This is a genomic window from Sodalis sp. RH24 (genome assembly GCF_047324145.1).
Classification (GTDB): Bacteria; Pseudomonadota; Gammaproteobacteria; order Enterobacterales; family Enterobacteriaceae; genus Acerihabitans.
On record NZ_CP178729.1, the window covers coordinates 4,246,054 to 4,259,868 of the forward strand.

Annotated in this window: 15 protein-coding genes, 1 other RNA gene and 1 pseudogene; 3 read left to right on the forward strand and 14 right to left on the reverse strand. The window is 58.3% G+C overall.

Features of this window, described 5'->3' with window-relative positions:
* Position 1: 1 nt before the first annotated feature.
* Genes dolP through ACL2XG_RS19305 form a run of 4 tightly spaced genes read right to left on the reverse strand, consistent with a single transcriptional unit; the run spans position 2 to position 3,556 of the window.
* On the reverse strand, positions 2–577 hold the full coding sequence (dolP, locus tag ACL2XG_RS19290) for a division/outer membrane stress-associated lipid-binding lipoprotein (protein WP_413721520.1): 576 nt from the start codon (positions 575–577) through the stop codon (positions 2–4).
* A gap of 9 nt (positions 578–586) precedes the next feature.
* Entirely contained in the window at positions 587–1,177 is a 591-nt protein-coding gene (diaA, locus tag ACL2XG_RS19295) for a DnaA initiator-associating protein DiaA (protein ID WP_162366285.1), read from the reverse strand.
* 37 nt (positions 1,178–1,214) lie between these two features.
* Positions 1,215–1,610, reverse strand: coding sequence for a YraN family protein (locus ACL2XG_RS19300; protein ID WP_413721519.1), 396 nt, complete (start codon positions 1,608–1,610; stop codon positions 1,215–1,217).
* Positions 1,568–3,556 carry a penicillin-binding protein activator gene (locus tag ACL2XG_RS19305; protein ID WP_413721518.1) on the reverse strand — a complete coding sequence of 663 codons (1,989 nt, stop codon included), beginning with the start codon at positions 3,554–3,556 and terminating at the stop codon, positions 1,568–1,570. Before ACL2XG_RS19305 ends, ACL2XG_RS19300 begins: the two co-directional genes overlap by 43 nt.
* Before the next feature lie 62 nt (positions 3,557–3,618).
* Here ACL2XG_RS19305 and rsmI point away from each other — a divergent pair, with 62 nt between their 5' ends.
* Both rsmI and rnpB read left to right on the forward strand, forming a co-directional pair.
* Entirely contained in the window at positions 3,619–4,488 is an 870-nt protein-coding gene (gene rsmI, locus ACL2XG_RS19310) for a 16S rRNA (cytidine(1402)-2'-O)-methyltransferase (RefSeq protein WP_413721517.1), read from the forward strand.
* A 25-nt stretch (positions 4,489–4,513) separates the two neighbouring features.
* Positions 4,514–4,890, forward strand: an RNA gene (rnpB, locus tag ACL2XG_RS19315) — RNase P RNA component class A.
* A gap of 65 nt (positions 4,891–4,955) precedes the next feature.
* Here the strand turns inward: rnpB and ACL2XG_RS19320 are convergent.
* Positions 4,956–5,684, reverse strand: coding sequence for a pirin family protein (locus ACL2XG_RS19320; RefSeq protein WP_410013384.1), 729 nt, complete (start codon positions 5,682–5,684; stop codon positions 4,956–4,958).
* Positions 5,685–5,880: 196 nt separating this feature from the next.
* Here ACL2XG_RS19320 and ACL2XG_RS19325 point away from each other — a divergent pair, with 196 nt between their 5' ends.
* A complete protein-coding gene (locus ACL2XG_RS19325; protein WP_410013385.1) occupies positions 5,881–6,771 on the forward strand; it encodes a LysR family transcriptional regulator in 891 nt (296 codons plus the stop codon).
* Between the two features lie 44 nt (positions 6,772–6,815).
* On the opposite strand, the gene ACL2XG_RS19330 is transcribed toward ACL2XG_RS19325, so the two are convergent.
* The 9 genes and pseudogenes from ACL2XG_RS19330 to ACL2XG_RS19370 form a co-directional block, all read right to left on the reverse strand.
* Positions 6,816–7,817, reverse strand: a complete 1,002-nt coding sequence (locus ACL2XG_RS19330) for a glutathione S-transferase family protein (RefSeq protein ID WP_410013386.1) — start codon at positions 7,815–7,817, stop codon at positions 6,816–6,818.
* A 184-nt stretch (positions 7,818–8,001) separates the two neighbouring features.
* Positions 8,002–8,394: a DoxX family protein gene (locus ACL2XG_RS19335; RefSeq protein ID WP_410013387.1), complete on the reverse strand. Its 393-nt coding sequence runs from the start codon at positions 8,392–8,394 to the stop codon at positions 8,002–8,004.
* 228 nt (positions 8,395–8,622) lie between these two features.
* A complete protein-coding gene (locus ACL2XG_RS19340; RefSeq protein ID WP_410013388.1) occupies positions 8,623–8,907 on the reverse strand; it encodes a YqjK-like family protein in 285 nt (94 codons plus the stop codon).
* 74 nt (positions 8,908–8,981) lie between these two features.
* Positions 8,982–9,365 (reverse strand): annotated as a pseudogene (locus ACL2XG_RS19345) (phage holin family protein); the annotation flags it as partial.
* Positions 9,366–9,369: 4 nt separating this feature from the next.
* Positions 9,370–9,675 (reverse strand): DUF883 family protein, encoded by a 306-nt coding sequence (locus tag ACL2XG_RS19350; RefSeq protein WP_162366294.1) that lies wholly within the window; start codon positions 9,673–9,675, stop codon positions 9,370–9,372.
* A gap of 153 nt (positions 9,676–9,828) precedes the next feature.
* Positions 9,829–10,218, reverse strand: a complete 390-nt coding sequence (gene mzrA, locus ACL2XG_RS19355) for an EnvZ/OmpR regulon moderator MzrA (protein ID WP_413723560.1) — start codon at positions 10,216–10,218, stop codon at positions 9,829–9,831.
* Positions 10,215–10,895: a DedA family protein gene (locus tag ACL2XG_RS19360; protein ID WP_413721516.1), complete on the reverse strand. Its 681-nt coding sequence runs from the start codon at positions 10,893–10,895 to the stop codon at positions 10,215–10,217. Before ACL2XG_RS19360 ends, mzrA begins: the two co-directional genes overlap by 4 nt.
* 411 nt (positions 10,896–11,306) lie before the next feature.
* Positions 11,307–12,083, reverse strand: a complete 777-nt coding sequence (gene exuR / locus ACL2XG_RS19365) for a transcriptional regulator ExuR (RefSeq protein WP_410013392.1) — start codon at positions 12,081–12,083, stop codon at positions 11,307–11,309.
* A gap of 272 nt (positions 12,084–12,355) precedes the next feature.
* Positions 12,356–13,654 carry an MFS transporter gene (locus ACL2XG_RS19370; protein WP_331120011.1) on the reverse strand — a complete coding sequence of 433 codons (1,299 nt, stop codon included), beginning with the start codon at positions 13,652–13,654 and terminating at the stop codon, positions 12,356–12,358.
* Positions 13,655–13,815: the final 161 nt, after the last annotated feature.

Here is a 13,815-nt window from a genome sequence, read left to right on the forward strand (position 1 = left end):
TTTATTTGATATAGGTAAACGCGGTGGTGACGTGCTTGACGCCGCTGACCTGGCTGGCGGTTTGCGCCGCCGCCTTACCCTCTTCATTGGTCACCAGTCCCAGCAAAAAGACTTCGCCATTTTCGGTGGTCACTTTGACATTGGATGATTTCACCGCATCGCTGGCCAGCAGCTGCGAGCGGATCTTGGTGGTGATCCAGGTATCCATCGAGGCGCGTCCCAGGCTGACCGGCTGCCCCAGGCGAATTTCGTTATACACTTCCGTGGCGCCGTCCACGCCTACCACGATTTGTTTGGCCCGATTGGCCAGTTCCGCCGTGGGCGCCTGGCCGGTCAACAACACCTTGCCCTGGTAGGCGGTGGCCACAATACGCGCTTCTTTCTTGATCTGCGCGTCTTTGGCCAGGGCGTTGCCGACGCGGGCTTCCAGCGTGCCGTCATCGACCTGGGTGCCTACCGTGCGGGGATCGGTGGCGGTTTTCGTTGCCACCGCCGCGCTGCCGACGACTACCGCACCGACACATCCCTGCAGCAACAGGGCGGTGAACAGCAGTACAAAGGGGAAACGAACCTTCATGTAAGCTCCTTAATCGTCCTGGTGAGGAAACAATGAATTGTCAATAAGATCGCACAGGCAATTAACCGTCAGCATATGCATCTCCTGTATGCGCGCGCTGCGGTGTGAAGGAATACGGATTTCAACGTCCTGCTGCCCGAGCAGGCCGGCCAGTTCGCCACCGTCGTAACCCGTCAGGGCGATAATGGTCATATCGCGCGTTACCGCCGCCTCCACCGCCTTCACAATATCACGGCTATTGCCCCGGGTGGAAATGGCGAGCAGGATATCGCCGGCCTGGCCGAGCGCCCGCACCTGCTTGGCATAGATTTCCTGATGCAGGCGGTCGTTGGCGATAGCGGTCAGCACTACGCTGTCGGCGTTTAACGCCACGGCCGGCAGGCTGGGCCGCTCGGTTTCATAACGGTTGATCATGCTGGCGGCGAAATGCTGCGCGTTGGCGGCGGATGTCCCGTTGCCGCAGCACAGGATTTTATTGCCGCTGAGCAGCGCTTGCACCAAGGCCGTGGCGGCGCGGGAGATGGCGTCGGGCAAGGCTTCCGCCGCCGCGATTTGGGTTTGGATACTTTCTGTAAAACAACCTTTGATTCTTTCCAGCACGGTAGTTAAGCCTAATCTGTGATAAATGAAGTAGCGGTTATCCCGCTGCGCCGAAGGCGTTTACCAGCCATTCTACGCGGCAACCGGTAATGGCCAGGACATCGAAACGGCAAGAGGATGTTTCCAGGCTTTCGCCCCGACGCGCCAGCCAGACCGCCGCCGCCAGCAATAACCGGCGCTGCTTGCGGAAGGTGACGCTTTCAGCGGCGCTGCCGAATGCGTTATTACGGCGATAACGCACTTCGACGAATACCCAGGCGCGGGATTCCCGCATGATTAAATCGATTTCGCCGCCGCGCACCCGCATATTGGCGGCGACGAAGCGCATGCCAGCGTTTTCCAGATACCGGCGCGCCAGATATTCCGCCCGCGCGCCGGACCGCTGCCGGTTTAGAGTGCCTGTACCAGTTTTCCCTGTTGGTATTTCAGCCAAGATAGCTTCCTGTTGATGACACAATCCGGTGTCGCCGAGAGCTGGCCGGTTTCGCCCGCCACCTGGAAGCCTGGGATCTGGCGCATTTCGGAGAAATGGTTAACCAGCGTCCAGGCGTCCATGCCCATGGCGTACAGCCTCACCAGTGAATAATCTTCCTTGAACTGCGCGCTGGTCTGTTGCAGCAGTCCGGGATTGGCGCCCGCCAGCAGCGGGATATCGCTGAATTCCAGCCCTTCCATTTCCAGGCGGTAGTCCGGGCCGGCCTCGGCCTGGTAGCTGCGCGAACTGGCATACAGGCCCAGGCGCGAGCGCGAGCTGGTGCGCATGTCGATCATGGGCTTGATCAGCGCCAGCTCGGACGGCGTGGCGATAATATACACCGCGTCGACGCCGCCGCCGGCGGAAGGCGAGATCGCCGCATCGCTTGGCGGCGCCGGGATGGTCAGACCGGCAATGGTCACCGACTGCGGTTCCGACGGCGCCGCGGTGGATACCGGCTGGCCGGAAAGCTGGATGCCGGCGCCGCTGTTGATGGCCTGTTTCAGCTCGCCGACGGAACCGATACGCTGCTCAAGCACGGTGCCGCCGCCGGCTTTGGTCCAGGCCTCGGCAAAGGCCTTGACGACGCGATCGCCCAGCGACCCGCGCGGCACCAGCAATAACGGCTGTTGCCGGTGCTGCTGGAAGATATGGTTGGCGGCGTCGCGGGCTTCATCTTCCGGCGAGAGGGAGAAATAGCAGATATTCGCCCGGTTCTGCAGATGCTCGGGCTGGTTGAGGGCCAGGATATTCATCGTGCTCTGGCTGCTGTAGAGTTGTTCCACCTCATTTTTCAGCAGCGGCCCGACAATGAGGGTGGCGCCATCCTGCTGCGCCTGTGCCAGCAGCGCCGGCAGCGGCTGGCTGGAAGTATCATAGACCTTCACTTGCGCATTGCTTGCCGGTCCGGCGGTAACGGCGGTGGCGGCGTCGGCCGCCGTGGCGTCGGCCGGCGCGGTGACCGCCTGCGAGGTTTGGCCCGCGGAGGCATCGGTGGGCGGCACCGGGGCGGCGGCCGTATTCAGGCCGTTTTTCGCGGCGTTGAATCCCTGCTGGATGGCATTGGAAAACACCTGGGCCTGGCCGTTCATCGGCAGGAACAGGGCGATTTGCCCGACCGACGAGGGCTGGTAGTTCAGGACCTGGTTGAGCTGGGTCGGCAGGGTCTTGGCCGCCGGGTTCTGCGGATAACGGGTCTGCCAATCCTTGATGCCGGCTTTCAGCAGGGCGGGATCCTGTTTATTGTCCTGGTAGACATGCAGCAGATCCAGCCAGCCCTGGAGAACATTTTCATTGGCGTTAATCACCAGGCTTGCCTGCGGCTGGGCTGAAAAGGCCAGCAGGGCTTGCCAGGTCTGGTCGATATTTTGCTGATGCGCCGCCGGGTCGGCCAACAGCGGCTCCTGGGCAATATAGGCGCGCAGCAAATCCAGCGACGGCTGCTGGCCGGCGCCCGCGGCAATACGCACCTGCAGGAAGCGCGCCTGTTGCTCCTGGGAAAGCTGGCCGGGGTCGAGTTTTTGCAGCGCGGCGGCTGCGTCCTGCGGCCGTTTTTGCGCGACGGCAAGCTCGGCGGACAGCAAAAGCTGCTCGCGCTGTTGGACATCGGTCATCGCTTGGGGTAGCGTGCCGAGCAACTGCTGCGCCCGATCGGTCTTGCCTTCGCCGATCAGGGCGTGAATGGCGAGTAATTGAAAGTCGGTCTTGCTATTATCATTGCCCGCCTGCTGCATTTGCTGCAGGTAATAATCGGCGTTGGCGCCGGCATTGGCGCCGGGCTTGGCCTGGCCGCCGCCGGCAGGGGCCTGCGGCGCCTGGCTGGAACACGCGGCGAGGATCAGCGCAGCCAGCACGACGGGTAGAACACGCCCTGTTTTAAAACCCATGACATATGAGTAAAGCATTCTGTATCCAGTGATGTTTTTTTCAAGATGCTCAATATTAAATCGGCAATCCGGATGAGACAATGAATCAACACCAACAAGCAGATATTTCCGCATCAACGCTTTATGTGGTACCGACTCCCATTGGTAATCTGGAAGACATCACCCAGCGGGCGCTGTCGACACTCCAGCGGGTCGACTTGATTGCTGCTGAAGATACCCGTCATACCGGCCTATTGTTACAACATTTTGCCATAAATGCGCGCCTGTTCGCGTTACATGATCATAACGAACAGCAAAAAGCGGATGTTTTGCTGGCAAAGCTGCAGGAAGGACTGAGTATCGCACTTGTCTGCGACGCTGGCACGCCGTTGATCAACGATCCGGGCTATCATTTGGTCCGCCGCTGCCGCGAGGCGGGTATCCGGGTGGTGCCGCTGCCGGGTCCCTGTGCGGCCATTACCGCGCTGTCCGCCGCCGGCCTGCCTTCCGATCGTTTCTGCTACGAGGGTTTCCTGCCGGCGAAGCGCAAAGGCCGCCAGGATACGCTGCTGGCCCTGGAACAGGAACCGCGCACCCTTATCTTCTACGAATCCACCCATCGGCTGCTTGAGAGCCTGCAGGATATGGTCACCGTATGGGGGCCGGCGCGCTACGTGGTGCTGGCGCGCGAGCTGACCAAGACATGGGAAAGCATCTACGGCGCGCCGGTGGGCGAACTCCTGGCCTGGGTCGGCGAGGATGAGCATCGCGCGCGCGGCGAAATGGTGCTGATCGTCGAAGGTTTCCAGGTCAAGGACGACGCCCTGCCGCCGGAGGCGCTGCGTACGCTCGGCCTGCTGCAAAAGGAGCTGCCGCTGAATAAAGCCGCCGCCCTGGCCGCCGAAATCCACGGCGTGAAAAAAAATGCCCTTTATCGTTATGCCCTGGACCAGCTTGGGGATGACAATTGATCGAAAAGCTTTTATACTCCGCGCCGGAGTTGACCAGACAATCGCCGCTTGACCGACCTTCCTTCGGGAAGCAACGTCATGGGGAGGAAAGTCCGGGCTCCATAGGGCAGGGTGCCAGGTAACGCCTGGGGGGTGCAAACCCACGACAAGTGCAACAGAGAGCAAACCGCCGATGGCCCGCGCAAGCGGGATCAGGTAAGGGTGAAAGGGTGCGGTAAGAGCGCACCGCGCGGCTGGCAACAGTTTGCGGCATGGTAAACTCCACCCGGAGCAAGGCCAAATAGGGGTTCACAAGGTACGGCCCGTACTGAACCCGGGTAGGCTGCTTGAGCCAGCGCGCGAGCGCTGGCCTAGATGAATGATTGTCCTCGACAGAACCCGGCTTACCGGTCAACTCTATTATCGCGTTAGCCCCATGCTTATTTATGGCATGGGGTTTTTTTTTGCCCGGCAACCCCCCTTCGCGTTTATTCCGCCAGGTCGATCAATAACGCCCGCAGCGGCGTTTGCGCCTGTAGCCGGACGCGGCGCTCATTGTGGATAAAAGCGCCGTCGCCGCAGGTCAGCAAGGTGGGATTGGCGGTGTCCTCGCGGTGAGCGGGGCTATCTGTCGCCGGGTTATCGATGTGAATCGTGCCATGCACCGATTGCAGGTAAGCGCGCGATCCCCTTAATTCCAAGGTCAGGCTTTGGCCCGCCGCCAGTTCCACGTGATGTATCCAGGCCTGTTGACGCAATTGGAGGCTGCCGCCTTCGCCATCCGGCGAGGCCAGCAGCAAATGGGGCTGGTCGGGTATCGCCAGGCGCTGGACCGCGGCGTTTTCCCGCGTCGGGCAGGCGTCCATCCACAGTTGCAGCCGGGTCAGCGGCGTCGAACCGGTGTTTTGTTCGCTATAGGTGACGCCGTTGCGTGCCGACAGCAGCAGGGCGTCGCCGGTGGCGGCCTGGATATGGCGGCCCTCGCTGTCGCGGTATTCCGCCTGTCCCTGAAGGATCAGGTTAAGAATATCCACCTGCGGATAGGCGCGCGGCTGAAAGGCGGCGCCGACCGCCAGCACCTCCTGGTTCAGCACGCGCAGGGAAGCGTAGCCGAGCATCTTGGGATCGAAAAAATGACCGAAGGAAAAGGTGTAACGCGCCTGGAGCCAGCCGTAGTCGGCATGGCCGCATTGTTTTGCCGTTCTGAATGTAATCATGGCTCTGTCTGCTTATTTTCTATGGACAAGCTGCCCATTTTTTATGTGTAGGGTCGGATGGCGTGTTTATTATCCGCCTGGCGGCATAGGGACGGCGGCGCCAAAACTTTACTCTATAAATAGTAAGGGTATGGACGGCGGATTGTTAGCAAGTTAATCTGGTCAGTATATTCAAATTTCCTGAATGAGACCGGGCATGGCTAGAGAACGGGCGTTAACGCTGGAAGCATTACGGGTGATGGATGCCATCGACCGGCGCGGCAGTTTTGCCGCGGCGGCGGATGAACTGGGCCGGGTACCTTCGGCGCTAAGCTATACCATGCAAAAACTGGAAGAAGAGCTGGATGTGGTGCTGTTCGACCGTTCGGGGCATCGCACCAAGTTTACCAACGTCGGGCGCATGCTGCTGGAGCGCGGGCGGGTACTGCTGGAAGCGGCGGATAAGCTGACCACCGACGCCGAGGCGCTGGCGCGCGGCTGGGAAACCCATTTAACCGTGGTGACGGAAGCCCTGGTGCCGAGCGAGAAGCTGTTCCCCTTAATCGAGAAGCTGGCGCGCAAGGCCAATACCCAGGTGTCGATTATTACCGAAGTGCTGGCCGGTGCCTGGGAACGGCTGGAGCAGGGCCGGGCCGATATCGTTATCGCGCCGGATATGCATTTTCGCACCTCGTCGGAAATCAACAGCCGCAAATTGTATAAAATCCTCAACGTGTACGTGGCCAGCCCGGATCATCCCATTCACCAGGAGCCGGAGCCGCTGTCGGAGTTGACGCGGGTAAAATACCGCGGCATCGCCATTGCCGATACCGCCCGCGAACGTCCGGTGCTGACCGTGCAGCTGTTGGATAAGCAGCAACGCCTGACGGTAAGCTCCATGCACGATAAGCGCCGGGCGCTGCTGGCCGGGCTGGGCGTGGCCACCATGCCCTATCCGCTGGTGGCGGAGGACATTGCCGCCGGACGCCTGCGGGTCGTGGGCCCCGAGTACAGTATGGAGAACGATATCATTATGGCCTGGCGCCGCGACAGCATGGGCGAGGCCAAATCCTGGTTCCTGCGCGAAATCCCGAAATTATTCGCCTGAGATCCGGCCGCTGTTAACCTGACGCCGCCGCATCCCGGCGCCGGTCAGTCCTCGTCCGCCGGGCCGAAACGATCGTCGCGGCCGTGCGGTTCGTCCAGATCCTGCCGCGGTCCGATGGAAATGATACCGTGGGGATTGAGCGTGGCGTGGCTGCGGTAGTAGTGGTTGCGGATATGGGCGAAATCTACCGTGTCGCTAATGCCCGGCATTTGGTAGATATCGCGCAGGAAGCCCGACAGGTTGAGGTAATCGCCAATCCGGCGGCGATCGCATTTGAAATGGGTGACATAGACCGGATCAAAACGGATCAGGGTGGTCCAGAGGCGCAGATCCGCTTCGGTCAGCCGGTCGCCGGTGAGGTAGCGATGGCGGCCCAGTATCGCCTCGAGCCGATCCAGCGCGGCGAATACGCCTTCCACCGCGTCATCATAGGCTTGCTGGGACGTGGCGAAGCCCGCTTTATAGACGCCGTTGTTGACCTGGTCGTAAACCCAGCCGTTAATCTCATCGATTTGCGCGCGCAGTTCACGGGGATAATAGTCGCCGGCGCGGGCGCCGACGCCGTCGAAGGCGCTGTTGAACATGCGGATGATATCCGCCGATTCATTGCTGACGAGGGTTTTCCCCGCGGTATCCCATAGCACCGGTACCGTGGTGCGCCCGCTGTAGCGGGGGTCGGCCTCGAGATAGAGCTGGTAGAGGTAATCCTTGTGGTAAAGCGGGTCGCCGGTGGCGCCGGGAAAATCAGTGCCGAAGGTCCAGCCGTTTTCCAGCATGAGGGGATGGACCACGGACACCGGGATCAGGTTCTCCAGGCCTTTGAGTTTGCGCATCAGGAGCGTGCGGTGCGCCCAGGGGCAAGCCAGCGAGACATAGAGGTGGTAGCGGTGGTTCGCCGCGGCGAATCCGCCGCGGCCGGTGGGGCCGGGCGCGCCGTCAGGGGTGATCCAGTTGCGGAACTGCGCCGCCGAGCGTTCGAAGCGTCCGCCGGTGGATTTGGTGTCGTACCAGCTGTTTTGCCATTGGCCCTCTACGAGCAGTCCCATATGCGAGTTCCTTATAGTCAGTGGATAATTGCGGCCGGTGCCAGCGGGCCTGCGGTGTGATGGAACACTCCCCCTTTAACACGGCTTATGTGAGCTCGATGATCGCGGGCCTACCATGCCATGGGGCGTTTTCCCTTGAACACTGCTTGTGTTAAGTGTAGTCAGCTTTGTCTTCTGCGGCCTGTTACCACTTTTTGTTGAGCAGGCGATCGATGCTGAAATAACCGGCGCCCAGCACCGCCAGCAGTAAGTAGCCGCCGGAGATGGAGAGGTTCTTCATAAAGTTGATCTGGTTGCCAGCCTGGGAGAAATCGCTATGGAAAATAAAGGCGGTCAGCAGGACAAAGACCACGGTGATCAACGCAACCGTGCGGGTGAGGAAACCGAACAGGATGGCGAGGCCGCCGCCGAATTCCAGCAAGATGGTCAGGGGCAGCATAAAGCCGGGCACGCCCATGGCTTCCATATATTGCTGCGTAGCGGCGTAGCCGCCTATTTTGCCGAAGCCGGAAACGATAAATAGGATCGGCAACAGGATCCGGGCAACCAGGATGGCGCTATCATCTAATTTTTTCATCTTCTTCCCATCTTATTTTAAAGGACGGCCTTCAAAACGAAGGCCAGATTACAGCAGGTTTTAAAGCAGGTTAGACGGCTTAATGAACCCGTTGCGTTTGATGAGGGAGATGTTATCCGTAAGAAAGGTTGGGTGATAGCGATTAAAACTGTCGGTTATTATCAAAAAGATTGAGTAAGGGGCGGGGCAGTGGAGATTCCTGCGGGCTTTCGCCCGCGGGAGGGCTTATTAACGTGATTGAAGCGTGGTGCGAATCAGTTTAAGCGTACCGACAATGCCGAGCGCGCGTTTTGTCCAGCGGATAAAACGGCTGGGATGGCGGATATTGTACAGCGCCAGTATGCTGGAACCGGCTATCAGATACTTGCGCAGGCTCAATACCGTGTTCCAGCCGCGGTCGTAGCGGGCGGTGGCAAAATACCAGGCGCGTTTTTCCGCCCCCAGATCCAGCCGCTGCTGGTGTATGGTGCGCAGGAGTTGGGTTTTGGTCATTTTAGGCTGATGGTCGCTCATCTGTCCTCCCTGGCTCTTTCCCTTTCCTTTTCGCGCTTGCGGGCTTTCTCTTCTTCCTGAATTTCGTCCTGGACCTTTTCCAATATATTCCGGTCAACCTGCAGTTCTTCGCGCGTGGAACCCAGCAGGGTGGAACGCTTAGCCTTGCCCAACGTCCAGATGGCGCCAATAATCGCCAGCACGAACAGCACCGCGGTGGTAGTGGCTATCGCCGTCAGGCGGTATTGCGGATCGATGGCCCAGATCAGCAGCACCAGCAGGCTCATCAAGCCAAAAGCGGCCAGTAACAACGTAATACCGGCCATCATCAGCATTTGGATAATATTGGATTTTTCTTGTTCCAGCTCTACCACTGCCAAACGCAGGCGGGTCTCCACCATACTGACAATAATGGTAATAATACGCTGGCCTATGGTGAAAATGCCCTTGCCAGGGCCCTGGCTTTGCTGTTCAATCATTTTATCAACGCCGCATAATTAACGCACCAAGGACAAACCCGACTACGGCGCTGATGCCGATACCCGTCCAGGGGTTGTCATGTACATATTCATCGGCCTTTTCCGCAACCACTTTGGTCTGTTCGGCCAGGCGCTCGCCGCCATCGCCGAGACGGGTCCGGGTTTCCTTGAGCGCGCTTTCCGCCTTGCTGCGCAACTTGTCAAATTCAGCCTTGGGTTTCTGAGAGGAGCCACGCAGCACTTCTTCCAGCGTATCCGCCAATGACTTTAATTCGGCGCGTAAATGTTCAGAGGTCGTATCTTTAACCATCTTTTTTACTCCTTCGACGTTTACGAATCAGTGTTAGCCCGTATTAATCCATCATTACTACCTAGGCGTCTAATATTTAGCGCTTGTTGTAAGCGTAGCCCCGGATTTGGCAAACCGCAAAAAACTTATAGCAATTTCTTAGGGTTAATAGGGTTAGCCTACCCGGGCATTGCCGGTATGCAGATAGGGAAGCCAGTGCCATCGGGGATAGTGCCGGCTGCGTGAAACCGAATAATTTTCCGGCAGCAGATCTTCCAGGGCGCGCTGCGCCGCCAGCGCCTGCTCGGGCGTATCGAGCAGGATAATCAGGCTGTCCCTGGCGGGAGTGATGCTTTTGATCCTGATGCCGCGCTCGTCAAGGCGCTGGTAGATATAAAAACCGTCGGGCAGGGAACCGCGTTCGCTGGCAAGGGTAATCTCCAGCGCCGTCTCTTTGGTCATCAGCGCCGGCAGCAGCAATATCAAGACCAGCAGCGAGGCTGTCGCCACCAATACCGCTCGCCATGTCATCCACCCGCGCCGCCATTTTACGTTCACATTCACTTTCTTAACCTTTTTACGGCGTCCGTGGCGCGTTTTTTACGCCACAATATCAGCAGCGAGCCGACCAGTCCCATCACCAGGAAGATCAGCGGCAGTAACATCAATCCCAGCATGAGCTCATCTTCGTAATGCTTGAACAGGGCGGTTTTGCCAAGCAGGAAACCGACGGTGGTCAGGATAAATACCCAGATAAACGCGCTCAGCCAGTTAAACAGCTGGAAGCGGGTATCGCTCAGTCCGGCCAGGCCGGCGATGGTCGGCAGCAGGGTGCGGACAAAGGCGACAAAACGACCGATAAGCAGCGCCGAAAGCCCGTGCCGGTAAAACAAAGAATGCGAGCGCTGGTGATATTGCGCCGGCAAATGGGACAGCCAGCTTTGCACCATGCGCGTATTGCCCAGCCATTTACCCTGTATATAACTGATCCACGATCCCAGGCTGGCGGCCGCTGTCAGTATCAGCAGGGTCAGGGGAAAATTCATGGTGCCTTTGGCTATCAGCACGCCCACCAGGATCAGCAGGCTATCCCCGGGCAGGAAAGCCGCGGGCAACAAGCCGTTCTCCAGAAATAAAATGACAAACAATATTAAATAGAGGGTCCAGACCAATGTAGGGTCGGCAAGTGTTTCAAAATCCTGTTGCCAGAGGGCATGTACCAGGGATTTTAGTATATCCATTCAGCATTCCTAACTTGAAACAGCAGCTTACAACCTGGTTAAAATGTAAAAAAAGCCATCTCACTGTAACAAAATCAGACATCGTGAGACAGGGAAATATAACCGACAATCGTCCCGCCGCGAGGATATATTGCAATAAAAACGCCTGGCAAAGGCTTCTTTTACATGGGCTGACAGAAAAACGACACTTACTGACGTGGTCCGGCCGTCGGGCGCAAGCGCTTGGCAAGACTAAAAAAAACAGGAGGTTGAAAACGCGCACATCCGCCTGGGACGGGGTAAGGAGAGTCAAGGATGGCGCGCCATTGGCCTGAAATGAACGAACGCCCCCGGCGTGGCGCCAGGGCACCTACACGGATGCGGGCCCTCAATGGCGCGCCGCGGCCTGATCATCACATGCAACGCGAGGGTTTATTTGGTGCCGTTGGCCAGGCTATCAAGGTGTACGACCGGATTTTCGGTAAACATGTAACGGTCGACGTTAAATTCGAAATCATCAGTGGTGGCGTGGAACAGCATTTGCTTGGTGTTTTCCAGATGTTGCCACATCGCCAGTTTGGCCGCGTAGGGGTCTTTGCGGATCAAGGCCTTGAGGATATGATCGTGATCTTCGCACCAGCTTTCGATGGATTTATCATCGATATGTTCATGCAGCTTGCGCCAGTACGGGTTGTGCAGCCGTTGGCTCCACATCTGCTCGACAATGGTGGCCATGGCGGTGTTCTGCGTCGCCAGGGCGACCTGGACATGGAATTTCAGATCCCATTTTGAATCGCGGAAACGATCTTCCAGGCGGGCATTTTCCTGGATATCCATTAATAACACGATATCCTGGCGGGTAACCTGCGTGGCGGCGAATTCGGCGATATTGCTCTCGATCAGCTGGCGCGCCTGCAGGAGTTCAAACGGACCTGCGGTGGTGAACTGAAACTCGCCGCTGGGCAGCAGCAGGTTTTTTTGCTGACTGGAGATGACGTGGATGCCGGAACCTTTGCGCACTTCAACGTAGCCTTCCACTTCCAGCATGATGATGGCTTCACGCACCACGGTGCGGCTGACATTCATCTCTTCCGCGATATAGCGCTCCGCCGGCAGTTTTTCACCCACGGGATAGACGCCGGTCTCGATGCGTTGTTTCAGCTCGGCGGCCAGCTGTTGATATAATCGTCGGGTTTCGGTGAATTCCATGATACAGGCTCTTAAATGTTGGGTAACGTTTTAGTCGGTGCCGCGCCATCACTGCGCAACGCGTCAAAAGTTGCTCGTTTAGAACTCACATCGATGACATATTTGTTATACCACTTATTAAATGAAGCGCCTAGATGGACATATCCCATTACACCTACTTTTCCGCCCCGGAATAAAAATCCCCGGCAATGCGTCATGCATGTGCCGGGGATTTCAGGGACGTGCTATTGGTCGCCGCGTCGCGTGGAAAACAGCGCGCGTTGCGGCGTCATTTAGCTATGGGCCGGTTTGAGCGGCTCTTGCCCGGGCAGCAGTTCCACCACCGGACGGTTTTGCAGTATGGTCCATACCGCCAGCACGGCCAGTAAGTCAAATACCGACAGTACCGCGAACAGCGGGCTGAAGCCCAAGGTGTCCGCCAGGGCGCCTACGACCAGGGCGAACATGGTGCTTGCCGTCCAGGCCGCCATGCCGGTAAGGCCGTTGGCGGTGGCGACTTCGTTACGGCCGAAGACGTCGGAGGAGAGCGTAATCAGTGCGCCGGACAGGGACTGATGGGCAAAACCGCCGATGCACAGCAGGCCGATGGCAACGTAAGGACTGGTAAACAGACCGATAAGGCCAGGGCCAATCATCAGGAAACCGCCGAGGGTCACGACCAGTTTACGTGAAACGATCAGGTTAACGCCGAAGATGCGCTGGAAGAACGGAGGCATATAGCCGCCGAGGATACAGCCGAGATCCGCAAACAGCATCGGCATCCAGGCGAACAGGGCGATTTCTTTCAGGTTGAACCCGTAAGCCTTGAACATGAACAGCGGGATCCAGGCGTTAAAGGTACCCCAGGCCGGTTCAGCCAGGAAACGCGGGATGGCGATGCCCCAGAACTGACGGTTGCGGATAATCTGCCAGGCGGACAACTTCTTGGCGTTGTTTACCTGATGCTGTGCTTCCTGGCCGCCCAGAATATATTCGCGCTCTTCGTCGCTCAGTTTCTTCTGGTTTTTCGGGTGCTTATACAGTACCAGCCAGGCGATGGCCCAGGCCAGGCTCAGCGCGCCGACGATAACGAACGCCAGTTCCCAGCTGTGAACCACAATCGCCCAGACGACCAGCGGCGGTGCGAGCATCGCCCCGATTGACGAGCCGACGTTGAAGTAACCCACGGCGATAGAACGTTCTTTCGCCGGGAACCATTCGCTGCTGGCCTTCAGGCCGGCGGGAATCATAGCCGCTTCAGCCATGCCGACGGCGCCACGGGCAATCGCCAGTCCGCCCCAGCTGCTGGCCAGCGCGGTCGCCATACACATCAGCGCCCAAACGATGGCGAATACGGCGTAACCGACTTTTGTGCCCAGCAAATCCAATACATAACCGGCTACCGGCTGCATGAGCGTATAACATGCAGAGTAGGCGGCAATAATATAGGAATATTGCTGTGTGGTGATATGCAGCTGGTCCTGGAGGGTAGGAGCTGCCACCGCAATGGCGTTACGCGTCAGGTAACCCAGCACCGTACCAACGGTGACCAGGGCGATCATATACCAGCGTAACCCTTTTATTTTACGCATTACCACTTCTCCCAATGAGTATGAGCCGTCATCACCACTACCCAGATATCATGGGGACGACGGGTATAGAGCCAGCCGGAGAGCGCGCTCTCCGGGTATTGTTATATTCTGTCGGCCTGTTATCCGGTCTAACGACCCGCGCCTTGCCAACGCCTGCCGCT